Source organism: Chloroflexota bacterium, assembly GCA_014360905.1.
Lineage (GTDB): Bacteria > Chloroflexota > Anaerolineae > UBA2200 > UBA2200 > JACIWX01.
Map to the genome: position 1 here is coordinate 78,542 of JACIWW010000008.1, position 24,306 is coordinate 102,847.

General features: G+C 52.5%; 20 protein-coding genes. 5 read left to right on the forward strand and 15 right to left on the reverse strand.

The annotated features are described in order from the left end of the window. Positions 1-479 precede the first annotated feature (479 nt). From H5T67_05305 to H5T67_05320, 4 genes are all read left to right on the forward strand, one after another. A complete protein-coding gene (locus H5T67_05305) occupies positions 480-2,423 on the forward strand; it encodes an aconitate hydratase (GenBank protein MBC7244733.1) in 1,944 nt (647 codons plus the stop codon). Between the two features lie 29 nt (positions 2,424-2,452). Continuing rightward, positions 2,453-3,754: an ATPase gene (locus H5T67_05310; protein MBC7244734.1), complete on the forward strand. Its 1,302-nt coding sequence runs from the start codon at positions 2,453-2,455 to the stop codon at positions 3,752-3,754. 10 nt (positions 3,755-3,764) lie between these two features. Next, complete coding sequence (locus H5T67_05315; GenBank protein MBC7244735.1) at positions 3,765-5,624, forward strand: ATP citrate synthase; 1,860 nt, start codon at positions 3,765-3,767, stop codon at positions 5,622-5,624. A 98-nt stretch (positions 5,625-5,722) separates the two neighbouring features. After that, a complete protein-coding gene (locus H5T67_05320; protein MBC7244736.1) occupies positions 5,723-6,838 on the forward strand; it encodes an isocitrate/isopropylmalate dehydrogenase family protein in 1,116 nt (371 codons plus the stop codon). A 104-nt stretch (positions 6,839-6,942) separates the two neighbouring features. Here the strand turns inward: H5T67_05320 and H5T67_05325 are convergent, their stop codons facing one another. The 3 genes from H5T67_05325 to rph all read right to left on the reverse strand — a co-directional run bounded on the left by H5T67_05325 (position 6,943) and on the right by rph (position 9,087). After that, the gene (locus H5T67_05325; GenBank protein MBC7244737.1) at positions 6,943-7,719 is read right to left on the reverse strand and encodes a LysM peptidoglycan-binding domain-containing protein; all 777 of its coding nucleotides are present in this window, start codon (positions 7,717-7,719) and stop codon (positions 6,943-6,945) included. Beyond that, positions 7,679-8,254: an HDIG domain-containing protein gene (locus H5T67_05330; GenBank protein MBC7244738.1), complete on the reverse strand. Its 576-nt coding sequence runs from the start codon at positions 8,252-8,254 to the stop codon at positions 7,679-7,681. The genes H5T67_05325 and H5T67_05330 overlap by 41 nt, the downstream gene beginning before the upstream one ends. A 116-nt stretch (positions 8,255-8,370) precedes the next feature. Then, positions 8,371-9,087: a ribonuclease PH gene (gene rph / locus H5T67_05335; GenBank protein MBC7244739.1), complete on the reverse strand. Its 717-nt coding sequence runs from the start codon at positions 9,085-9,087 to the stop codon at positions 8,371-8,373. A gap of 503 nt (positions 9,088-9,590) precedes the next feature. Here rph and H5T67_05340 point away from each other — a divergent pair. Beyond that, a complete protein-coding gene (locus tag H5T67_05340) occupies positions 9,591-10,691 on the forward strand; it encodes an ABC transporter ATP-binding protein (protein MBC7244740.1) in 1,101 nt (366 codons plus the stop codon). Between the two features lie 48 nt (positions 10,692-10,739). Here H5T67_05340 and H5T67_05345 read toward each other — a convergent pair whose 3' ends face one another. The 12 genes from H5T67_05345 to H5T67_05400 all read right to left on the reverse strand — a co-directional run bounded on the left by H5T67_05345 (position 10,740) and on the right by H5T67_05400 (position 23,921). Beyond that, positions 10,740-12,119: an MATE family efflux transporter gene (locus H5T67_05345; GenBank protein MBC7244741.1), complete on the reverse strand. Its 1,380-nt coding sequence runs from the start codon at positions 12,117-12,119 to the stop codon at positions 10,740-10,742. Positions 12,120-12,274: 155 nt separating this feature from the next. After that, entirely contained in the window at positions 12,275-14,596 is a 2,322-nt protein-coding gene (locus H5T67_05350) for a hypothetical protein (protein MBC7244742.1), read from the reverse strand. A gap of 88 nt (positions 14,597-14,684) precedes the next feature. Then, positions 14,685-15,629: a haloacid dehalogenase-like hydrolase gene (locus H5T67_05355; GenBank protein MBC7244743.1), complete on the reverse strand. Its 945-nt coding sequence runs from the start codon at positions 15,627-15,629 to the stop codon at positions 14,685-14,687. Positions 15,630-15,686: 57 nt separating this feature from the next. Next, positions 15,687-16,970, reverse strand: a complete 1,284-nt coding sequence (locus H5T67_05360) for a 6-phospho-beta-glucosidase (protein ID MBC7244744.1) — start codon at positions 16,968-16,970, stop codon at positions 15,687-15,689. Further along, positions 16,954-17,316 carry a PTS lactose/cellobiose transporter subunit IIA gene (locus tag H5T67_05365; protein ID MBC7244745.1) on the reverse strand — a complete coding sequence of 121 codons (363 nt, stop codon included), beginning with the start codon at positions 17,314-17,316 and terminating at the stop codon, positions 16,954-16,956. The genes H5T67_05360 and H5T67_05365 overlap by 17 nt, the downstream gene beginning before the upstream one ends. 80 nt (positions 17,317-17,396) lie before the next feature. Further along, complete coding sequence (locus tag H5T67_05370; GenBank protein MBC7244746.1) at positions 17,397-18,095, reverse strand: formylglycine-generating enzyme family protein; 699 nt, start codon at positions 18,093-18,095, stop codon at positions 17,397-17,399. A gap of 38 nt (positions 18,096-18,133) precedes the next feature. After that, a complete protein-coding gene (locus tag H5T67_05375; protein MBC7244747.1) occupies positions 18,134-18,934 on the reverse strand; it encodes a hypothetical protein in 801 nt (266 codons plus the stop codon). Positions 18,935-18,946: 12 nt separating this feature from the next. Continuing rightward, positions 18,947-20,392, reverse strand: coding sequence for an NTP transferase domain-containing protein (locus tag H5T67_05380; protein MBC7244748.1), 1,446 nt, complete (start codon positions 20,390-20,392; stop codon positions 18,947-18,949). After that, entirely contained in the window at positions 20,389-20,724 is a 336-nt protein-coding gene (locus tag H5T67_05385; GenBank protein ID MBC7244749.1) for a PTS sugar transporter subunit IIB, read from the reverse strand. The genes H5T67_05380 and H5T67_05385 overlap by 4 nt, the downstream gene beginning before the upstream one ends. Positions 20,725-20,788: 64 nt before the next feature. After that, positions 20,789-21,112: a PTS sugar transporter subunit IIB gene (locus H5T67_05390; GenBank protein ID MBC7244750.1), complete on the reverse strand. Its 324-nt coding sequence runs from the start codon at positions 21,110-21,112 to the stop codon at positions 20,789-20,791. Between the two features lie 73 nt (positions 21,113-21,185). After that, the gene (locus tag H5T67_05395) at positions 21,186-22,550 is read right to left on the reverse strand and encodes a 6-phospho-beta-glucosidase (protein MBC7244751.1); all 1,365 of its coding nucleotides are present in this window, start codon (positions 22,548-22,550) and stop codon (positions 21,186-21,188) included. A gap of 99 nt (positions 22,551-22,649) precedes the next feature. Further along, positions 22,650-23,921: a PTS sugar transporter subunit IIC gene (locus H5T67_05400; GenBank protein ID MBC7244752.1), complete on the reverse strand. Its 1,272-nt coding sequence runs from the start codon at positions 23,919-23,921 to the stop codon at positions 22,650-22,652. Positions 23,922-24,306 lie beyond the last annotated feature (385 nt).

Sequence of the window (24,306 nt, forward strand, 5' to 3'; positions counted from 1 at the left end):
TTTTCCTTGCTCGAGGAAGATCTAGTAGCAGCCTTAATCCCACAGGTGGACAAATTTTCACGCTCTTTGGGAACATTTACCTATTTGGCAGTCAGCATAGCAGCGATGCTACTGCTGCCGATTGCCTTTTTCTGAAGCACCGAAGCGGGAAACACGAGACAAAAATACAAAGGAGCATGATATCCCCCTGGCTAGTATAGGTTCAACAGCGAGTCCTTACCACTGGGAAGGTCTTGCCCCCCATTGCTATTTTGACAAAAATCCCCGCTGCTTTATAATGTCTCAACAAATGTGTTGAGTAGGTTAATTACCGCTGGATACCGAGGCTGGTTCTGTGCAGTGTGGCACACGGGGATGCGCTTAAGGCGCTTTTCTCCCGTGTCGGCAGAAATTCAAGAAGCCTCAGGTGGCTGGAAACAGTACTTGCAGGCTTTTTTGTTGCCTGAGGATACATAATCTAATCCTTTTAAGGAGGCACTATGGGCAAGAACGTTGTTCAGAAAATTCTGGAGCCACACATCGTCGAGGGAAAGTGGGAACCTGGCAAGGAGATTGGCATTAGGATTGACCAGACACTGACCCAAGATGCTACTGGCACAATGGCTTATTTGCAGTTTGAGGCCATGGGGGTACCACGAGTCAGGACGGAATTGTCAGTCAGTTATGTGGACCACAATACTATCCAGATTGGTTTTGAGAACGCCGATGACCACAAGTACCTGCAGACCGTGGCAGCGAAATACGGCATCATTTTCTCGCGAGCAGGGAACGGTATCTGCCATCAGGTTCATTTGGAACGCTTTGCCAAACCAGGCAAGACGCTGCTCGGTTCTGATTCTCACACGCCAACGGCTGGTGGTGTGGGCATGATTGGCATCGGCGCAGGTGGCCTTGACGTCGCGGTGGCTATGGCCGGCGGTCCATTCTATCTGACTTGCCCGCGTGTGATCCGCATCAATTTGCACGGCAAACTGCCGCCATGGGTTTCCGCAAAGGACATTATCCTCAAAGTGCTGGAAATCTTCACTACTAAAGGCAACGTTGGTTACGTGTTCGAATACGGTGGAGATGGCATCAAGACGTTGTCCGTTCCTGACCGCGCTACCATCACGAACATGGGCGCGGAATGCGGCGTGACCACTTCCATTTTCCCAAGCGATGAAGTTACGAAATCTTTTCTCGAGGCACAGGATAGAGCCCAGGATTGGGTGGAAATCCTACCTGACCCAGACGCGACTTACGATAGAGTCGTTGATATTAATCTCGATGAGCTTGTGCCGCTCGTGGCATATCCGCATAGCCCGGGGAATATCAAGACGGTCCGAGAGCTAGAGGGCTTGCCAGTAGATCAGGTATGTATTGGCAGTTGCACCAACTCATCTTACAAAGATCTCATGACCGTGGCCCGCATTTTGAAGAATCAGAGGGTTCATCCTAACGTCAGCTTTGTGCTCGCTCCTGGCTCGCGACAGGTGCTGCAGAACATTGCCCGCGATAGCGGATTGTCTGACCTGCTAGCCGCAGGAGTTAGGCTGTCTGAGTCTGCTTGCGGCTTTTGCATTGGCAACAGCCAGGCGCCTGCCACTGCTGCGGTATCCATACGGACCAGCAACAGGAACTTTGAGGGGCGCTCTGGCACGAAGGATGCACAGGTATACCTTACCAGCCCCGAGACTGCGGCCGCTGCAGTCATCACTGGCAAACTCACCGATCCCCGTGACCTGGAGAAAATGGGCATCGAATACCCTCGTATCGAGATGCCCAAGCGTTTCTATATTGACGACAGCATGTTCATTATGCCCTCGGAACACCCAGAGGAAGTCAAAATCTTCCGCGGTCCGAACATTGGTGAGCCACCTGCCAGCACGCCCCTGCCCGAGACCATCGAGGGCGTGGTTACAATCAAAGTGGGCGATAAGATCACCACGGATCATATTATCCCTGCTGGCGATAAGATGAAATACCGCTCGAACGTGCCCAAGTACTCTGAGTTCGTCTTTGCTCCCGTTGATCCCAAATTTTACGAGCGTGCGAAGCAAATTCAGGCCTTTGGGAAACAAAACGTGATTGTTGCCGGTGTGAGTTATGGCCAGGGGTCGTCGCGAGAACACGCCGCGCTTTGTCCGATGTATCTGGGTGTTAAAGCGGTGATTGCCAAGTCCCTGGAGAGGATTCACACCGACAATCTCATCAATTTTGGGATTGTTCCGCTCACATTCAAGGAGGAAAGTGACTATGACCGCATCGAACAGGGCGATGAGATCGAAATCCCGAATATTCGCAGAGCACTTGAAACTGGAGGGGCGCTGTTCGTACGGAACAAGACCAAAGGCATCGAGTTTGAGGTAGGCTACAATCTTTCCGAACGTCAGAAGGCGGCGATCCTCGCTGGAGGCACGCTAGCGCTAATGGGGAAGAAATAAGCATAAACTTTAACAAGGATGAGGAGATTATGGCACAGAGAGGCATTCGAGAATTTGACGGTAAAAGGATGCTAGCCGCACACTGGTCAACCTACTTTGGCCAATTGCCTGCCTATCCTGGCCAGGTTGTGCTTGTTGGGCCAGACACCAATCTCGATACCCTGCCACAAGCACATCCGTGGTTGACTCGGGAGAAACTGGTCGTCAAGCCCGATCAGCTCTTTGGCAAGCGGGGCAAGCATGGCTTGATCAAGGTTGCGGATACGTATGAGGAAGCAAGGCAATGGATTGCCGAGCGAATGAATAAGGAAACGACCATCGGCAAGGTCACCGACAAACTGACCCATTTCCTCATCGAACCATACGTGCCGCACGAAGGCGAGTATTACGTTGCCATCAAAAGCGATCGCGATGGCGACACCATTTACTTCTCCAATCACGGAGGCGTGGATATCGAGGAAGTATGGGATACAGTGGTCGAGATTCACGTGGGGGTTGCGGAGGATATCAATCAGCTCGATATCGAATCCAGGCTCCCGGCGGATACCCCAGTAGATAAGAGAAAACTCTTCGCTGATTTTGTCCGGGGGTTATTCAAGTTTTATCGGGACCTTGCCTATGCCTTCCTGGAGATCAATCCCTTTGTAGTTTCCGATCACACTATTGTCCCGCTGGATCTCGTAGCCAGACTCGATGATACCGCTCTCTTCGAATGCGGGGATAAGTGGGGGTACATCACCTTTCCTGCGCCCTTCGGACGTAGGTTAACCAAAGAAGAAGAGTATATCAAAGAGATGGACGAGAAAAGCGGCGCTTCGCTCAAACTGACGATACTCAATCCCAAAGGCAGAGTTTGGACAATGGTCGCAGGCGGTGGAGCGAGCGTCATTTACACCGATACCATCGTTGACCTTGGCTATGGGCAGGAACTGGCCAACTATGGGGAGTATAGTGGCAACCCTTCGACCAGTGAGACCTACGAGTATGCCAAAACAATCCTGGATTTGATGACCCGTGAAAAGGATCCTCAGGGTAGGCCCAAATTCCTGCTGATCGGCGGTGGCATTGCCAACTTCACCGATGTGGCCAAGACCTTTACTGGCATCACTATGGCTCTGAAAGAATATAAGCAAAAACTCCAGGAGACGAATGTGCACATTTTCGTGCGTCGTGGAGGGCCAAATTACCAGGAGGGTCTGCGTCTGATGAAGGAGTTGGGCCGAGAACTCGGTGTGCCTATTGAAGTGTATGGTCCCGAGATGCATATGACCCGCATTGTGAACCTTGCCCTAGGCTCATCTGAAAAGTCCGCTGGGGAAGACAAGAAATAGGTGGTGACACATGGCAGAAAAACGACCTGACTACATTTTATTCGACAAGAACACCAGGGCTATTGTGTATGGGTATCAAGCGGCCCCCATTCAGCGCATGCTCGATTTCGATTACGTTTGCCGGCGAACCACGCCCTCCGTGGCCTGTATTGTAGATCCCACCCAAGAGGGATACCACAAATGCTTCTGGGGCGCTTCAGAGATACTCATTCCCATCTATCGCTCAATCAAGGAAGCAGCAGAAAAGCATCCTGATGCGGATGTACTAGTGAATTTTGCGTCATTCCGCTCCGCTTACCCTACTTCCAAAGAAGCACTGGAAAGCGATACGATACGCACAGTAGCTATCATCGCGGAGGGCGTGCCAGAGCACCGGACAAAGGAATTAATCCACATTGCAAAACAGCGTAATAAGTGGATCATTGGTCCTGCGACCGTGGGCGGGATTGCTGCAGGTGCATTTCGTATTGGCAACACAGCAGGAACGATCGAGAACATCATCGAGGCCCGCTTGCATCGGCCCGGTAGCGTGGCCTATGTCTCCAAATCGGGAGGGCTGTCCAACGAGCTCAATAACATTGTTGCACGCAATTCCGATGGTGTGTACGAAGGCATTGCCATCGGTGGCGACCGATATCCTGGCTCTACATTTATCGATCACCTCCTGCGTTTCGAAGCCAATCCAGAGATCAAGATGATGGTCATGTTTGGGGAAGTCGGTGGCTTGGATGAATATGACGTAGTCGAAGCGCTCAAAGATGGACGCATCACCAAGCCGCTAGTCGCATGGTGTATTGGGACTTGCTCCAAAATCTTTCCCACCGAAGTGCAGTTTGGCCATGCAGGAGCCCGTGCTGGGGCAGATCGAGAGACAGCTGATGCCAAGAACAAGGCTTTACGGGAAGCAGGGGCCATCGTTCCAGATTCTTTTGATGATTTCGATGCCAAGATCAAAGAAACCTACGAGCGCTTGGTCAAAGAAGGCAAGTTGGTACCCAGACCTGACGTTGAGCCACAGAAAGTGCCCATGGACTATGCCGATGCCGTCCGTCTCAAACTGGTCAGACGTCCCACTGAATTCATGACTACCATCTCCGATGACCGAGGTGAAGAGCCAAAGTACTGCGGGGTGACCATCAGTGAGGTTGTGGAACAGAACTATGGCCTAGGAGGCGTTCTTGGGCTGCTTTGGTTCAAGAAAAAGCTTCCTAAATGGGCCACGAACTTCCTGGAGATGGTTGTATTGATCACTGCGGATCATGGTCCGGCTGTATCCGGTGCGCACAATGCCATTGTCGCGGCACGCGCAGGCAAGGATCTCATCTCTGCACTGGCCAGTGGATTGCTCACAATTGGGCCACTCTTTGGCGGAGCAGTGAACGATGCCGCAGAGTATTTCACGTTCTACCATGATGCGGGGCACACTCCTGATTTCATGGTCAGAGACATGAAAAACAAAGGCATCAACATCCCTGGCATTGGGCACCGCATCAAATCGGTGAGAAACCCGGACAAGCGCGTCGAGCTACTGAAGGATTACGCACGAAAGCATTTCCCCATGACACCTTACCTGGATTATGCACTGGAGGTGGAGAAACTAACGACGGCTAAGCGAGAAAACCTGATCCTAAACGTAGATGGCTGTATCGGCATCCTGTGTTGCGATATGTTGAGAAGTATTGGCTACACGCCGAAGGAAGTGAAAGAATTCGTTGCGCTTGGTGCTCTGAATGCCCTCTTTGTGCTGGGCAGAAGCATCGGGCTGATGGGTCATGTGATGGATCAAAAACGGTTAAAAACCAGGCTGTACCGACAGCCATGGGACGAAATCTTGTATCTAATGCCTGACAAACCTGAGGAGGTGAAATAAGTATGGCAAACATCGCATTGGAAAAAGCAGAGGCAATTGAAAGAGCCAAAGAGCACTTCGGCAAGCTTTTGGTGGAACAACTGGAACGCGTCGAACGCATGAAGGCAGCCGAGGACTGGCTGGACTATTCCAAAGTGAAACCCATTATCATCGGCATAGCAGGTGGTGATGGCATTGGGCCGATCATCTGCCAACATGCTCACCGCATCCTGGAATTCTTGCTTCAGGATGAGATCAAGAGTGGCAAGGTCGAACTGCGGCCCATCGAGGGATTGACCATTGAGAACCGAGCCAGGCTAATGCAAGCCATTCCAGATGACGTATTGGCGCAGCTCAAAGCGTGCCATGTCATCTTAAAGGGCCCGACGACCACACCCAAGAAAGGTGACCCCTGGCCGAATATCGAAAGTGCCAATGTCGCCATGCGTCGTGAGTTGGATCTGTTTGCCAACGTCCGTCCGGTGCGTGTTCCGGACCAGGGTATAGACTGGATGTTCTTCCGAGAAAACACTGAGGATGTCTATGTATTGGGGAGCAAGGGCATTAACGTCACCGATGACTTGGCGATTGATTTCAAGGTGATCACCACCCAGGGCTCGGATCGCATCATTCGGTTGGCTTTCGAGTATGCCAAGAAGAACAATATCAAGAAAGTGACCGTGGTAACAAAGGCTAACGTGGTGAAAACCACTGATGGGAAGTTCCTCAACATTGCCGCCGAGGTGGCTAAGGACTATCCTGGCATCGAGTGGGATGATTGGTTCATTGACATCATGACTGCCAAGCTACTGGATCCCAGCCGCCGCTCCGAGTTCCGTGTCATCGTGTTGCCCAACCTCTACGGAGATATCATCACCGACGAGGCGGCGCAGATTCAGGGTGGCGTTGGTACAGCGGGCAGTGCGAATATTGGCAAGCGCTATGCCATGTTCGAGGCCATCCATGGCACGGCTCCACGCATGGTAGAGGAAGGCCGGGCACAGTATGCCGACCCATCCAGCATCATTAAAGCGGCAGCAATGTTGCTCAACCACATTGGGTTCGTGGAGAAGGCACGGCAATTGGATATGGCGCTGGATATCTGCGGCCAGTTCGAGCGGAAAATCCAGGTTACCGGTAGGCCAGGCGGGGCAACTGGAGCCGAATTTGCAGAGTATATTATAGAAACTCTACAAAGCCCTGATCTGGAGAGCAAGTGGCAGAGCTATCAATAGGGCCTGTACCGGCTACCCTGAGGCGATGCTAGTTCAAATTTGCTGCAAGCGAGAGCATTATCCACTAGTGAAATCCCCCTGACTGAGCAGGGGGATTTCACTTTTTACCACAGATACCAATAAAAGCATCTGGGAGCTTGCACAGGACTTAGCGGAATGATGCTACGGCTGCGGTATACGATGCCTACGCTCCAGCAATAGCGCATTCTCCTGTGACCAGAGGATAGGGAGATGGGTACAACCAAACTCGAAGCTTTGGTCCAGGACCGGTATGGGTTATCGGCATCCTCTGACCATATTTTGACCTCGTACCATTCGCCATCCTTTAGCGTAGCAACGGAAGCCCACTGCAGGACAATACGTGCTTCGCGGCCGTGGAACTCGGCGCCTTCAGACGGACCGAGTGAGATGGGGGCGGGATAGGGAAGCGCAGATGTCGGTGTGGGGGTCGGCGTGGGCGTGAAGACTTCTGAACGCACCGGGGTGCGCTTCGCACCCGCAATGATGAGCTTTTGACCAACGGCGATCAGGTGGGTATCTTTTAGGCCGTTGGCTTCCACAATGGCCTCGATGGTAGTATCGTATTCCTTGGCAATCAATCCCAGCACTTCACCTGGTTGCACTACGTGGATCACTGGCTCAGGCGTAGCAGTGGGAATGAAGGAGGTTGGCGTAGGCTTCCGCTCTACGCTCACTCGAGTGATCGTTGCTGTAGCTGAAGGGAAAAAGGCTGTTGGTTCATTCCCGCTCTGCCAGGGCAATAGCAACCACGCTGTTGCTAAGAAGGTGAGAAGGGCAAAACCTGCCAGCAGCAGGTGATGCCATGAGTTTTTTATCCTTTCAACGATTCCCCTGACCTGCCAAGCCCAGTTCTTCTGCAATGCCTTTCATCGCCTCCAGCACCAATGGCACGTGCTCTCCCCATAGGTCTACCCCGAGTGCTTCTGCACCACGTAGGATGTCTTCACGGCTCACACCAGCGGCAAAAGCCTTGTCCTTAAATTTGCTCTTGATGGATTTGATTTCGGTGATGTCTCGGATATCCTTCGTTGGGCGCACCAGGGCCACAGCCGTAATCAAGCCGGTCAGTTCGTCTACTGCATACAGCGCTTTCTCCATAATGGTCCTGCGCTCAATGCCAAGGTAGTCTGCGTGAGATTCTATAGCGCGTGCGATCTCCTCTGGCCAGCCCCGTTCACGTAGGATCCTGGCTCCTTCGGCAGCATGGGGAGGCATTGTGGGGAATTTTTCATAGTCAAAGTCGTGGATCAGCCCAACAACGCCCCATTTTTCTTCATCTTCGCCTAATTTGCGGGCGTACGCCCTCATCGCTGCTTCTACCGCTAGGGCGTGCTTAATTAGGCTTTGATTTTGGGTGAATTCGGTCAACAGTTTCCATGCATCTTCACGGTTCATAGTTCATTCCCTGTTCTATTCTTCTGGTCTACATAACAGCAGATGGAAACACAATAGCAGGCCTGGGCTCTAGAAGGCAACGCATTTCTTGTCTCCTATGTTTGGCATAATGCCTGCTAACTGGCCAGAGCCTGCTTCTGTGCCATCAAGAGCTCTTTGATGCCCTTTTCAGCTAGGTTCAACAGTATGTCCATCACTGCTCGATCAAAGGGTTGCCCTTCTGCGGTCCCCTGTATCTCGACGAATTGACCACGTGCGGTCATGACAACGTTAAAATCTACTTCCGCTTGTGAATCCTCCTCATAGCACAGATCGAGCACGGGTTCGCCCTGTACTACGCCTATACTTACTGCTGCCACTGGAGCACGCCACACACTGCGGTGCACTGCACCCGATTGCACGAGTTGGTTCACTGCAAGCGCTAGCGCTACGTAACCCCCGGTCACTGCAGCCGTGCGGGTGCCTCCATCTGCTTGGATTACATCACAGTCTATCGTAATGGTGCGCTGGCCCAACTTGCGCAGGTCTAGCGCTGCCCGTAGGGAGCGGCCAATCATCCGTTGGATTTCCTGTGTCCGTCCTCTGACGCTTCCTGTACTGGCTTCACGTGGTGTCCGCGTGTGGGTAGATGCAGGTAACAGGCCATATTCAGCAGTCACCCACCCTTGGGCCTGGTCTTTCAACCAAAGCGGGATTTCGTCAGCCACAGAGGCCGCGCACAATACCCAGGTCTTGCCCATGCGCACCAGTACAGAAGCCGGGTTGTGATCCAGATAATGAGGAATAAACTCTACTGGTCGCAGTTGGTCATTGGCTCGCCCATCAGGTCGCACGCGCTTTCCTCCTACATCGTTTATCGGTCAGGTTAAGTATAGCATGAACATGGCGATTGTTCAAATTGCATGTGCACAATCAAGCAGATGCGTTGGCTGTTGCTAGGGGGATGCGAATGGATAAAAAAGAGCCGAGTAGCGATACAATGACAGGCTATGTGCTGTCTGGCTGCTTGTCATCTCTCAAACTCGAGCAACAATATTTGCAATCACCTGAAGAACATGCTCATTGGACAAAACTCGGGTTTTTTACTATGATAGTGACACATCTGCTATAGCATTTTCAGCGCACAGAAGAATTACGGTTTTTTTACCTGTTTGAGCACTAAAGAGAACAAAAAGGAGGCGATCTGGCAACAACTGATTCAGACAGTATGACCTTTCGCAATTCGTAAGGAAGCGGTTTTGGCCTTATGCCCATCCTTGTGGATGACCGAACAGTCCTGTTCCTTGCAAATTGCATAGTATTTCCCACTTTTAACATTACATTTGGAGGAATTGAAATGGCTAGCGTGACATATGATCATGTCACCAAGCGTTTCGGCGATGTCATTGCAGTTAACGACATGACGCTGGATATCCCTGATAAGGAGTTTTTGGTTCTGGTAGGACCATCTGGATGTGGTAAGACTACTGCGCTGCGTCTTTTGGCCGGCCTTGAGGAGGTCACCAGCGGGATTATCAAGATTGGCGACCGGGTGGTCAATGATATTGCACCCAAGGATCGTGATATTGCCATGGTTTTCCAAAGCTACGCTCTCTATCCGCACATGAGCGTGTACGATAACATGGCCTTTGGTTTAAAGCTGCGCAAGATGCCCAAACAGGAAATTGACCGGAGAGTTAAAGAAGCCGCGGAAATATTGGGCATTCAAGGGCTACTTGACCGCAAGCCTCGGCAATTATCCGGCGGCCAGCGCCAGCGCGTAGCCCTTGGGCGTGCTATTGTCCGTGAGCCGCAGGTCTTTTTGATGGATGAGCCCCTATCCAACTTGGATGCCAAACTCCGAGTACAAACCCGCGCTGAGATTTCCAAGCTCCACCAGCGTTTGCAAGCCACTTTCATTTACGTGACTCATGACCAAACCGAAGCAATGACCATGGGCACGCGCATTGCTGTCATGAAGGATGGCATATTGCAGCAAGTAGATACTCCCCAGAACCTATACGACTATCCTGGCAATATGTTCGTCGCTGGCTTCATTGGCAGCCCAGCGATGAACTTTTTCGAGACCAGGCTCAGTGGCACTGTGGAGGAGATGTACGCTGAAGGCCCGGGTTTCAGAGTTCGGGTGCCAGCTGACAAGTCTCTAGCCTTACGGGATTATCTCGGCAAGCAGGTAATTTTCGGAATCCGGCCAGAGGACATCCACGACCGCTACTATGCTCCACCGGGTATCACTGCAGAAACAGTCACGGCAAAGGTAGATGTGACTGAGCTGATGGGTAGCGAGGTCTTTGTGTATCTGCTCTCCGACTCCAAGTTTTTCATCGGCCGCTTTGATCCCCGCACCTCAGCCCGGGTAGGGCAAACGATTGATGCCGTCTTCAACATGGCCAAGGTTCACTTCTTTGACCCCAATACGGAGAAGGCAATTCGTTAGGCGCGCTGAAGCAATCGAAAGGGGATGAGAATTTTCTCATCCCCTTTTTCATAATCGAAGTCTTTTCCAGTCTCCTCTGCGGAACAGGAAATAGATTAAGGCAGCTCTGGCTGTCCAATCCACAGCCGTACCCAGCCAGACTCCATTCAGACCCCAACCAAACACAATGGCAAAAAGGTAGACGATTGGCACACGGAAGAAGAGAGTGCCTACCAGGGTGGCGAGCATGGGTGTCCTCATGTCCCCAGCACCACGCAGACTGCCAGCGATCACCATCAAGACAGCAATGGGCAATTGTTCCAGCGCTCCAATTCGTACGGCATCTCCGGCAAGGGATAGGACTTCGGGCGTGCTACCAAAGATAGCCGCGAGGTTTGAACCAAACAGGGCGAAAATAACGCCTAGCGCCCCCATCACAGCAATGCTAACGCGCATGGTGCTGCGTATGCTTTCCTCAGCTAACTCTGGTTTCCTTGCTCCTAGAGACTGACCAACGAGCGTAGTGCTGGCAATGCCCAATCCAAACCCAGGCATGAAGGACAAAGATTCTATGTTGACTGCAATCTGATGTGCAGCCAGTGGGATCTCTCCAAGTGCTGAGACAATACGCATAAAAAGGATAAAGCCCAAGCGCATGACGAGGGACTCACCAGCAGTAGGCAGGCTAAGGCTCAACATTTGTCCAATCAGTTGTCCATCCCACTGCAGTATATCGCGACAACGAAGTTTCAGGAATCTCTTCCCGTTTATAACTAGAAACAGAGCCAAGGAACCACCCAATAGCTGAGCAGATGCGGTAGCCAAAGCTGCGCCACGTAGCCCAAATGCGGGAAAAGGCCCTAGTCCAAAGACCAATACCGTTGCCAGCAACACGTGCCAGACATTCATTACCAAGGTGATCATCATGGGCGTTTTCGTGTCACCAGAGCCGCGCATGATCCCATTCAGCACCAACATGGGAAAACCGAGCAACGATGCCACAAGGATAATGCGCATGTACGCGCTACCCATGGCGATTGCGCGCGTACTGGCCCCCATAAGCGCAAGTATCGCACTTGCGGAAGGCCACAGCACCGCAATAGTTCCCGCTGCAAATAAAATGGCAAAGAGAATAGCGCGTGCGGCAACTCGCTTGGCCTGCTCATAATGGGCACCACCCCAGGCGTGGGCAACAAGGGTTGTAGCTGTAATGGAGATAGCAGAGAACAACTGCGTAGCTATGTTCAGAAATAGCCCACCCAGGCTCACAGCGGCTAGTGCTGCAGGATCTTTCAGCCTGCCAACAAGCAACGTATCGGCTAGGTAGACCATGGTCACCAGTAGGTTTTCCGTTACTGCTGGCAGTGCTAGCTTGACGATATTGTGTGGAATGTTTTCACGTGTCAGCACAAGTGTGGCGACAGCAGAATATTGATCCGAAGCAGCCACGCTGAGTACACCCTTTCTTGCTCAGAGGTTGTGCAAAACGGAAGGATCATAACATACAATATGGCAGCGTGCAAACACAAGAGGCCATATTCTTATTGCGCATGTGAGCGATTTACGCCGCATAGGGGGTACCGGAGATAAAAACAAGAGCAATTTTACATAAATGAAAGCTGAGTGCGATTCTGTATCGCGAGTGGATCCAAACTCACCAGGGAATCTAGACCTGCTAGAGCAATATCCGCTTGGCTGGCCCATTGTCGTAGGGCGACATCCTGGATAAACTGCCATCCTTGAGCGGCCAATTGCTTGCGCAATGTCATGGAGCGTGCGAGTTTAAGGCGGAGCAAATCCAGGCGTGCCTCTGGAAAAATAACCAATTTACGCGCCTTGGCGAACTCATCCGTAACAGGCACCCCAAATAGGGGATGAAGCGCTGCTGAATCCAGCACTACAAAAGCCAATATGGTTCTTTCTGGCTGGACCCACCATATATTTACCCCCTGAGTCCCGAATTCCACCTTGTAGCCCCAACGCTTACCCAAATCTGCTAGAGTGTGCAATATCCTCTCTCGGGCTTCAACGCGTTGTTCTAGGTGATCCGTATCTTTCAAAGCCCAATGCCCTGCCGCTATTTGTTGCCCGTATGACTTTAAACAAGCCATCACCCATTCTGCATCCGGGGTCAACACGCCGGGAAAGCACTGATAGATTGCCCGCATGAACTCAGTAAGCTCGATGCTGGCAACGGATGTCAGAATCTCGTATGTGGCTTGTTCTACTCTCTCTGTGAGAGGAGGGATATCTGGTGCTTGCTTTAGCCACCACAAGCATTCATCCTCTTCCCCTTCCTCCCATAACTGCACCAAGGTACGATCTATTTCCTCCTGTAATGCTGCCTTGATTTGATCCCGCACCCAGTCCAACGGCGATATCGGCTCTTTTATTGACATAACTCGCTGCAGAACCCCGCGTTGCGCCAACGTTTGCCAGATATGGCAGTGGAGGCGTGCAAAAGGCGCAGGTTCACCGCGCTGTTGCAGCACTTCCTCCGCTGCCGCTACGGCGATCTGACGCAGTCTTGCCGTAAGCTCCTCGCTAGACATTGGCCATAGTGGCAAGGAGGCTCCAGGTGTCCAAGTGAAGCGATAATCCCCGCGCAAGCCAGCAAAAGGCTTTGTAGCGGCTTCTGGCTCTCGAGGGTGATACAAAGCACTCTCCAGGCGCAGATTTGCCCTGGACGCAGCTAAGGCCAATGTCTCGTGATAAGCCAATCCTTTGTTCTGCCCCAAAAAAACGATGTGTCCGTCAGCATCCAACGTCTTTTGCAAGGTGGAGAATATAGCACCTATGACTCTTAGATACCAAGGCCAATCTGAACTGCGCCGTCTGACCAATGGCCAGAGCAAGGATGATTCAACGTGTCCATAAAGCCACCCTGTCCATAGATAAGGCAATGCCCAATATGTGCGACCAATTTGAGGCGGTAGGGTCAGTATCAGGTTGACACTGCCTGCCGGAAGTTCTGGTACTAATTGTCTGACGGGCATGCGTCCTACAAATGCCCTGACTGCAGGAGTAGACTCTCTTGCTTCGGCGGTGTGAGGAAGCATGACGACATCTTTTACACTGGCTGCCAATGGTACCGTTGATACTGGTTGCTGCTGAGCTAATCGTCGGGCTGTGTCTTCGAATATTTGCCAGATGTTCCACTCCACGAAACGAGTGGGCGGATGGAGATGTGGTGTATGAGGAGCGGCAGGTTCACCAGGCACAGTGTTCAATTTGCTACCGAGTTCTAGACAATGCAATAAGGCAAGCCGCAAGAAATCGTGTACCACCGTGCCAGAGAACAGATCATCTATTTTGAGCACCAGGTTGGAGAGGACGTAGAGGTTACGCGGTGTGTACAATTCCAGCAGGCTAATAGCGAATTTCCTGCCGCTGCCCTCACGCCTGGCCACACGGTCCAGCATATACCAGTAATGCAACCCCCGTGGCTGTATTTCGCGCAAGACCCGCGCGTCGCTTTCATCGCAGTCACGTAAGCCAGCGTCTCCACAGGCAGCACAGCGATAACTGACCCGCTTAGGAATATCCTGACCACGTTCCCAAATGAAGTAGTCAGCTATGATCTCCTTACTACATTGTGGGCAGGGGATACGGTAGAGGCGACTTAAATGCTCCCGCAAGGGCACCCCAGCTTTGAGCCAATCGCCCAGGCGCGTAACAGCAGCAATGAGTTCGCGTGTAGGCGGAGGCGTCAGAGCCAGGCGGGTACGCAAAGCATCCAGCGGGTTGAAAGTAACCGCAATCACACGGCGCCCCAGTGAGTGAGTTTCCATTACGATTGTTGGCGATTGGCAGAATGGATCAATGACCAAATCATTTGTTTCGGTATACGCTCCAACGTAGGCGGCGACGACGTGGGATAAAGCGTTGGCCTCCGTGTCTGGGATGAAATAGTTCACAGAGGTCATCTGTGAGCCCCTTTCCAAAAACTAATGGACCCTATGAACCACGGTCAAAGCAATACGATGAACCAAATAGGCAGCTAGGTGCCCAAAATCATCGGTTGATGGATGCAGCCATGCGGCGATAGGTATGGCGACGGCCACGGATGGTGAACGAGAAGGCGAGGATATTTTCTGGGAGAGCCATGCCACTGTAACCTGCATCGCCGATATGCAAAATGTCTGCTCCAGTCATCTTGCTCAGCAAGGCGATGCGTCGTACCGTATCCTCGTCGCTCCCCTCCTGAGAAGTGCCCATCGCTGTCATGGCTAGTTTGCCCAAGCTATGAGCCAGGTCTACCAGCGCTTTGATCATCTCTGGTGTTGCTCCTGGCGTGGTCCCAGGAGCAGGTACAAGAATGACGTCTGCTCCGGCTGCGGCAAACCGCTCCACTGCTTCTGCAGAGACGATGCCCGCTGCTCCTAACCCCGCGCCATGCATTTTCCCCGCAATGATAATGATGCGCTCGCCAATAGCTTGGGCAATCTTGGCTGTCGCTTGCTCAATCGTTTCCGTGGAGACGCCTGAACCTGGATTCCCAGTCAGCACTAGGTAGTCGGCCCCTAACTCAACTGCCTGGCGGGCATTGTCCACTGTGGCTATCCGCCCTTGATAGTCTTCGCTGACCCTATCTGCTGGCACAGGTTCCAGGTTAATGCCAACCGGTCTTCCTACGAGTGCCTTCACTTCGTGGATCGTTACTCCGATGCCAACGGGCAATTTGGGCAGTATAGGGATGCCCGGTAATGCAGGCAATTGCCCTTTGGGGTAGCCCATTACCAGAGGATGAAGTACATCGTAGACATTGAGCGTAATCAAATCCGCGCCACATGCTGCGGCTACCTCGGCATTGGTCACGCCATCTATCAGCGGCAGTGTAGTGCAGACTACCTCTGCACACACGGTGCGTCCTTCAGCTAGTCGGATGCTCTCCAGTAACTCTGCCTTGCTCATAGCACGAAAATCACTGGCATTAGCATCGAGAATTCGCTTAACCATTGGCTCCCTCTCCGACCCATTAAGAGTTCGCGGTGAAAAGACAACGGGTGATGGGGATCATATCTTTGCACCGAAGAACTGCGGTAGATAATCTCTATTGGCCTCCAGCAATTCCGCCAGCATCGCCTTTGCTACGGGATAAGATGGTATCAGTGGATGCGTGAGCAAGGCTTTGAGCGCTACCTCTCGTGACCCGGTAACGCCAGCTTCGACCGCATATTGCTCGTAGGCTTTCACGGCTTGTACCAACGGCCGAATGACCTCTGGAAGGTGACCAACACGAATCGGACTCAGCCCATGCGCTCCCACAATACAGGGCACTTCGATCGAAGCCGAGGAGGGCAAGTCAAGGATGCAACCGTTATTGCGGGTGATCACAATTTGCACGTCCCGCCGATCGGTGAGCAAGGAGGTTATCAAGCGCACGGCCATTTCCGAGTAATAAGCCCCCCCACGCTTCATCAATTCCGGTGGCTTGACCACCAGGCTGGGATCGGCATACATCTTCAATAGTTCGCTTTCTACTTCTTTGACTACTTCCCCACGCGTTTTCCCTGCGCTCTTTGCCTCCCTCACTGCCTCGTCGTGATAGTAGTAATAGGCCAAGTAGCCGATGGGCAACATGCCCAGGAGACGGATTAAATCAGGCTCAAAGGGGAAGTGTCCATGTTTGCTGGCCAGTTGTACAAAATCTTCAACATGTAATAGCCGTCCTCTGACCCATGCCTGGCGAATCCAGGCCAAGTGATTCAGTCCCACCCAGTCCAGGAAAACTTCATCAGCAGAAACTCCCGCATATTCGGCAACCGCCATAATGGCATTAATGGGGTTGTTGCACAGCCCCACGACCTTAAGCGGGGTATGCGTGAGCAGGGCTTCGGTGATGATACCAGAAGGATTGGTAAAATTGAGATACCAGGCATTGGGCGCGTGATTTTCCACATCGCGCGCAATGTCCAAAGTAACGGGAATCGTACGCATGGCTTTCATGAAGCCGCCTGGCCCCGTTGTTTCCTGACCGATGACGTTATACTGCAAAGGAATCTTCTCGTCGCGGATACGGGCATCCACGCCACCGACTCGGATTTGGGAGATGACGAAATCGGCGCCTTCGATGGCAGCAGGGCGGTTGGTGTACGTAACGACTGCTGTTTCCAGGCCGGCATGGGCAATCATGCGTCTGACTAGACCGCCCACCAACTCTAGCCGCTCAGCATTGATGTCATATAGGGCGATTTCCCCTACGCTGAGTTGCTCACGGCGCTGGATAAATCCATCCACGAACTCCGGAGTATAGGTGCTACCCCCGCCAATGACCGTAATCTTATGGACGCGGATCATCTCTTGATCTCCTTTCTAATTCGGCAATACGCTTGTGCAGTTTGATGAATTGCTCGGCATAATCAATCTCTGCCCAAGCCAAGAGCAGCAGGTCCAGTGCATGTACCAGCAGGATAGAAAAGGGAATCTGTTCTCCGCGTGCTTCACGGTGTAGTATTTCTGCTTGCATCTTGTGCGCTGCCAGTTGCGCTTCATTCGCCCTTTTCAAAGCCTCCTCTGCCTGCTTCCAATCGTTTTCGGCGGCATAGTCGGCTGCCTCTTTGGCAGCGCAGCGTGCATCACCCCCATAGAGAATAAGGGTACACAGAGTTTGTTCCCAATCGGTCCCGCACGTTTGCTCAGACATGTATTCCTCCCAAGAGTGATAGCCCTGTGATTTCATGGTGTAGTAGATGCTCGTGCCAAACTGGCATGAATCTACCGCGATCAGGATGACTCTGACAGCGTAGTCTGCCTCTGGCTAATGCTGATAGCGGACACTTCGCTGGCGCTGATGACGCAGCGGAAGCTAGTGTAATCGTTACGGCGGCGAGGCGTATAAGGCAGTCGTGAGAAGCAACGGGCATTATCATGCGTGGTATCCCAAGAACCACCACGCATGGGTTGAAGGACACGTCCGCCGGGTCCAAATGTCCATTCCCAGACATTCCCAGCCATATCGGCCACACCGTAGGGGCTGTCACCCTGGGGCGAGAATTTTCCTACCGGTGTCGTATCAAAGATGCGCGTTTCGCACGTGTTAGCGCGGGATTTGTCCCATTCATCGCCCCATGGATAAATCCGTCCATCCGTACCCCGCGCTGCCTTTTCCCACTCCTCTTCGGTGGGTAATCTCTTGCCAGCCCATTTGGCATAGGCGGCTGCATCGTCCCAATTGACTTGCACAACGGGGTGGTTTTCCTTGCCTTCGGGGATGTTGCCGCGCCGCCAGTGCAAAGGTGGGGGATAACCGGTGGCATCCACGAATCGTTTGTACTCCGCGTTGGTCACGGGGTATTTGTCTATGTAAAAAGCCTCGACGTAAACGGGTTTTTTCTCTTCGCCCTTGAAGAACTCGCCTGCGGGAATATAGATCATTTCCTTGCCGTCTTGTGCGATAATCACTGCAGGGGGTTGTTGCTCCATTCTTTATCCATCCTCCCTTGATTTTGAATGCAAATATCTCAGTCTTGTTGCTCGATTCTTGGCTTATTTGTGCGCTTTTTGCGTTTACCCGCTCGTATCGGCGCTGGCAATTGTCCTCTCAGCCACCACCATCCCACTGCAATTAACGCGCCCTCGAAAGCCAGGGTGAGCAGTGTGGGAAGCTGTCCCCATCCGGCAAATCCAACGGTGATAGCGTTGTAACCCAGCTCAATGCCCGCGTGGATCAGCATGGCATAAAACAACAGGTGCAGCTTCTTCTCTAGGAGGGCGTAGCCCACTACTGCTCCCAGGCAAGCATTGAAGAGCAGCAGGGACAACCGATCTGCTAACGAGGCAATGGCAGCCAGCCCTAGGTCAGGCAGGGAACGGGCTGCAGTCTCTGCCAACAAGGCAGTAGAGGTATCGCCAAATAGCAAACGCAAGCCAACTCCAATAAAGGCAAAACCAAGAAAAATCCGGGTAATCAGGCCCACGCCAAGTCCCAATGCTATGCCAGAGGGCACAAGTACTTGCCCACTTACTCGCTTGTATTTTAGCACAAGATACTTCATTGCTTCAACAAAGAAACCTGCCAACAAGGCCATGATGATAAGCTGGGTTACAGTACGGGCGGTCCCACCAGAGGCAGCCAGGAATTGACGCGCCAGGCTGGTGAAAAAGTTTATTGGTAGGAGAGCTAGCAACAAGCCACCAGCACCCCACCAAATCAGCGTCCTGTCCACCGTGGGCATACGCCTCAGGATGAAGAGAAGGACATAGCCTGGCAGTAGCACGAACAGCATTCCTTGACTACAAAGCAGTATCCCTCTCAGTCCCATGTGCTTCCCCTTTTACCACCCGTATTTCTCAGGCCCCCACTCCTTGCGTTCCACTTCTTGCTTGAGCAGGAGCAGGCTGTTTTCAGGGATATCCCCACTGACGACCACACCAGGACCAATGGCCGAATAAGCCCCCACTTTGGAGCCAGGCATGAAAATCGTACTCACCCCAGTGCGGCAAAAGTCGCCAATGAACGAGGCACAGGAAGCATAGGGTGGAGTCTCCCAACGACTTTTCACCTTGTGCGGCTGGGGCTGATCGTCAAAGCGCAGCGTACCGAACACCGTGCCTGCACCAATGTCCACCGCTTCACCCAATACTCCCCATAGCTCGCATTGGTGCATGATCGTACTGCGCCCCAACAAAACGCCGTGGATTTCAGCGCAAAAGCCGATTTTGCAGCGCGGGCCTATACTGGTATGTTCGCCTATCAGCGCGTAATCCTTTACTTGAGTGTGCGGACCAACATAGGTGTTTGATCCGATGATCGCCCCATTGGTGACCATAGCGTCTTGGTCAATCCAAGCGTTTCCCTCGATCACCGTTCCCGGACCAATGACGGCATTCTCGCCCAGTAACAGATGCCCTTTTATCTCTGCCTTTTCAGAAATGCGTGCGGATGGGTGAATGACATCAGCGGATAAGGATTGGCTCAAGAATCCAAGCCAGATGTAATTGGCGGCAAGGATGTCCCAAGGTCTATCTATATCCAGAGCAAAGGCAGCAGGTTCGACCACTCGCACGGGAAGGCCATCCTCGACCATCATCTGGATGGTCTGTGCTAGGTCGGCTTCATTTTGAGGAGGCATGCCGCCAGAGGGAATAGCAGTTACGTAGCCCGGGTGGGCTTCTAAGTAAGGTAGGACGACTTTGCGGTGGAGAATAAAAGCCCCAGCTAGCCGGTGGGTAATGCTATGACGAGGATGAGCAATCACCTCCTCCACCAAGCCCTCTCGCACGCGTACAGCTAAGTATATGGTTTGGTTTTCCAACCTGTGCAGCGGTGCAGCCAAGGCGAGGGTGGTGTCCTGGCCTTCTTTATAGGCAGAAATCAGCCTGGGTAAAGTTGCTGGATCCAAGAGTACATCGCCATATAGAACAAGGACCTGCTCGTCTTCTATGCTTTTCAATGCTTGAAGCAAAGCAGGAGCTGTGCCCTGTGGTGGATCGAAAACCAAGATCTCGACGTTAGGCTGTGGCATCCCGTCATCAGGACATCCCAATCCCGCAGCGCCAACAGGTTGCTTGCCTTTGCCCGATACAAGATGCCTAAGTTGCGCCTCGAAGCGCGAGTTCGTTACGACAGCGATAGAGGTAATGCCCTCAGCCACGAGGCTACGAATCTGCTGGCGCAGTAATGGCGCTCCTCCAATGGGCAAAGCAGCCTTGGGACGTGTCGTGTTAAATGGCCAGACTTTGCTGCCTATTCCTTGAGCCAGGATAATTGCTCTCTTCACGCTTGCTGTTTCCGTTGTAGCGCGTTCATGATTTGCTCGAACAGCTTTTCCCCGTCCATCATGCCATAGGTCACAGATTCGATGTCTTCAACAGGGATGCCAAGGGGTGCTGCAGCTTGGGTGATGGAGCGCTTTTTGAAGCGCACCTGTGGCGCGATGAGGACCACGTCCACAGGCTTGTTTGCGAAGTCATAGACTGCTACCTCGGCAGCGGAGAGCAGTATCATCTCCAAATCAGTCCCCTTGGCCTTAGCGGCTTCCTCGGTACGAGCTGCCAAAAGGCTGGATGACGCGCCCATGGCACAGAACATGAGAACCTTGATTTTGTCCATTGTCTCCCCTCGCTTTTAGTTCTATAGTTTTCATGGGTGGCCTATCTTGATGCCCGCACCATGTTCATTTCTTCACGGCTTGCCAGATTTGCTCGAACAGCTTTTCCCCATCCACCATGCCATACGTGATTGGGTCAATGCTTTGGACGACAATGCCCAGCGGTTCTGCCATCTGGGCAATGGCTCGTCGCTTGTACACTACTTGTGGAGCTACCAATACCATATCCACCATACGCGACTGGAAATCATAGGTGGTTACCTCTGGCACAGGGATAGCGTGTATCTCTAATTGGTGGCCGCGTCGCTGAGCAGCTTCAATGGTACTTGCCTCCAATAGGCTGGAGGACATCCCTGCTGCGCACACGAGCAGAACCCTGTATAAGGCCATAATTTTCTCCTCTACTTTTAGATAGACAGCATCTGGAATACAATCGTTTCGTAAATATTACAGACGCTTTGTCTCAATGCAAAGGCGGGAAAAGATCAGCATGCGCCTGAATATAATCGTCCAAGATGCGCTTGGCAGTTTCGTAACTAGGAACCAGCGGGTGCAAGGACAACGCCTGGAGTGCTAATTGATAGGAAGGGGAGAGAGCAGCTTCAATAGTGAGGCGTTCGTACTCCTTTACTTGTTTCATCAGACCTAGAGCATGGTCGGGAATGGAGCCAATCGCGATGGGGCGCACTACGGACTTGCCCAGATAGCAGGTGACTTCTACGACATCCTGTTCCTTCATGCCAGCGATAGCACCACGGTTCGGGACGTTCAGGATGGAAACACCCTGCTGTGCACCGGACAGGCACTCCATCACGCCAAGGGCCACTCCTTCATATCCTTCCTCTTCCACCGCCGATTTCACTATCTCCCTAGCAAATGGCTTGTGGCCGGTCTCTGTGGCCATATACGTCTCACCGCGTTTCACCAGATACGAAATGTAGGCTTCCTGCAATTGTTCTTCTTTGCCCTCATCGCGAAGCCGCTTCAGCTCAGCAAAGAGCCATTCGTTTAGCTCCTGGATTTGCTCTCCGCGCGTTTTCCCAGCAGCCAAGATATGCTGGACCGCCTCCTCAGTGTGGTAATAGAAGTATAAATACTCGTTGGGGATCATGCCCAACGCGGCGATGAAACGAGGGTCAAAGGGCAAGTGAGCAATAGCCTTGCCCCTTTGGCTCAGCATAGCGATGAGTTCCGGCAAGGTGTCCCGCCCTTGAACATAAGCAGCCTTGACCCAGCCAAGGTGGTTGAGTCCAAAATATTCTAAGAAAAGATCTTGCGGTGATACCTGCAGAGCCTTGGCTATTTCTCGCTGCATGGCAGCTGGATTATCGCAGATGCCAACTACTCTCTGGAATCCCGCATGGTTGATGATTGCTTCGGTGATTAAGCCAGAAGGATTGGTGAAATTGATCAGCCAGGATCGGGGAGCCAATTCCTCCATTAGCTTCACGTAGTGGAAAATAACTGGGATAGTGCGCAAAGCCATGGCAAAACCACCAGGACCAGTGGTCTCTTGCCCGAGCACATGGTAACGCAAAGGGATTCTTTCGTCGGCCACGCGGGAACGGATGCCCCCTACGCGAAAAGTAGTTAGTACATAATCAGCGCCCTCGATCGCCTCATGAGCATCTGTCGTCCATATCGTGTGGAAGGAAACCTCTTCCTGGTGCAGTACAGGCTCACAGACCATGCGGATCAATTCAAGGTGCTCGGCATCGACATCCATGAGATACAGGTCGGTAAGATTCAGCTTTTTCTGGCGACGCAAAATCCCCCGTAGCATGAGCGGAGTGCGCACACCCGCTGTGCCAATGATTGTGAGTTTCATATACCTATTTGGTTGCCTCCCCTAATGGGTTGGGAACAAGGGAGGGTGCCTGCTCAGCACCCTCCCTTGTACTACTGAATTTGTAAGAAAAAAGCAGCCTCAGGCTCCCTCTTTCTCCAACACCTGACGCTCCCAGGCGCGGAAGAACGGGTACCAGATGATACCTGGGAGGATGAATTCGGTGATAATGACCAGGATACTGGCCCGTATGTCGTACCCTGTTGCCAAATACATCAGAATAGGCGAGGGTAGCGTCCACGGCGCGGCGATAGCTGTGGCTCTTACCAGGCCAAGCACATGTGCCGCGTAAGCGATGGTGGCATTGAGGAAGGTGATCACGATGAAGGGAATGGCCATCACGGGATTAAAGATAACCGGCGTGCCAAACGTGATAGGCTCATTGATGTTGAAGATGCCGGGCCAGATGCCCAACCACCCCACGCGGCGCAGACGAGCGGACTTGGAGCGGATCAAATAGATCGCCAATGGCAGCGTGGCTCCAGAGCCACCTGGCACGACGTAGCTGCGGAAGAGATCCGTGTAGATCCAAGGCAAGGGCTTGCCCGCGGCTAAGGCTGCTGCGTTATCCGCTAGGTTGCTTGTCCAGATGGGCGAAAGCACAATGCCAATGGTCAGATCGCCGTGAATGCCCAATGTCCACAGGAAGCCATGCAGCGTCTCGGCGATGGCGACGGCAACATAGGAGGAAGCAGCGGGTACGATCTTAGACAGAGCAACCACCACCCCATGGGCGAAATCAATCCCCAGCACGACGCGCACAATCCAAGCCAGAGCAAAGACGACGATGGTGGGGATCAGAGCGATGAAAGCAGCCGTGATGGATGGTGGCACGCCAGCAGGCATTCTGATCACCAGGTTGCGTTTGACGAACCAGTTGTAGATCTCCACTGTCAGCAGGCTGACGATAATAGCCGTGAACAGACCTTGGTTGTCGAAATAGGTACCGGGCAATCCCTGCTCACCCCAGGCACCCAGGATAGGGCTTGCAATAGTAATGAAGGCTAGCAACGATAGAGCAGACGGCATTAGAGGCTCTAGACCTTTGCGCCGCGCCAGGTGGTAAGCAATGGTAACCGACGCAAAGAGAGACAGCAAACCGTAGGCCATGTTGAACGGCACCCACAGTTTTGCCGCTAATTCCGGGTTCGCATCCAGGTAATCCAGCCAGGACTGTACGGGGAATTGCAGGAACAAAAGGCTGAACGCACCAGTAATTAAGAGAGGCATTAACCCGGCCAATCCATCGCGCACAGAGGCTAGGTGGGGTTGGTCAAACAGAGGCGCCAATGCCTCCATAGCCTCAGACAGCCTATCAGCCCAGCTTTTCTTCTCAACAGATGCAGTAGCCATTTGAACACTCCTTTCTTTATAATAATTATTGAACGTGATTCAGAAAGTCAGCTCTGCAACAAACTCATTTTTCTCCCCTTGCATCACCTCCTTGTGCCACAAGATAGGATCCGCCTGCTGTAGAAAATGCGTCTGAGACTGTAACTCGTGGACCCGCTTACTCTGTTGAAGAACGATAGACCAGGCAAGACACCACTGCCTGTGCTATTGAGTGTTCAAAATAATGTTACACCAAAATATACACTCTGTCAAAAACATAGTGCGCTTGCGCCAACAGATCGTTACCAGGTGGTACAGGCGATTTTGACAAAAGGGGGTGCTCCTGTGGTAAAAGAATTGTGGAAACAACTGCACCAGGAGGAGCACCGCCTATGGCCGATCTGGC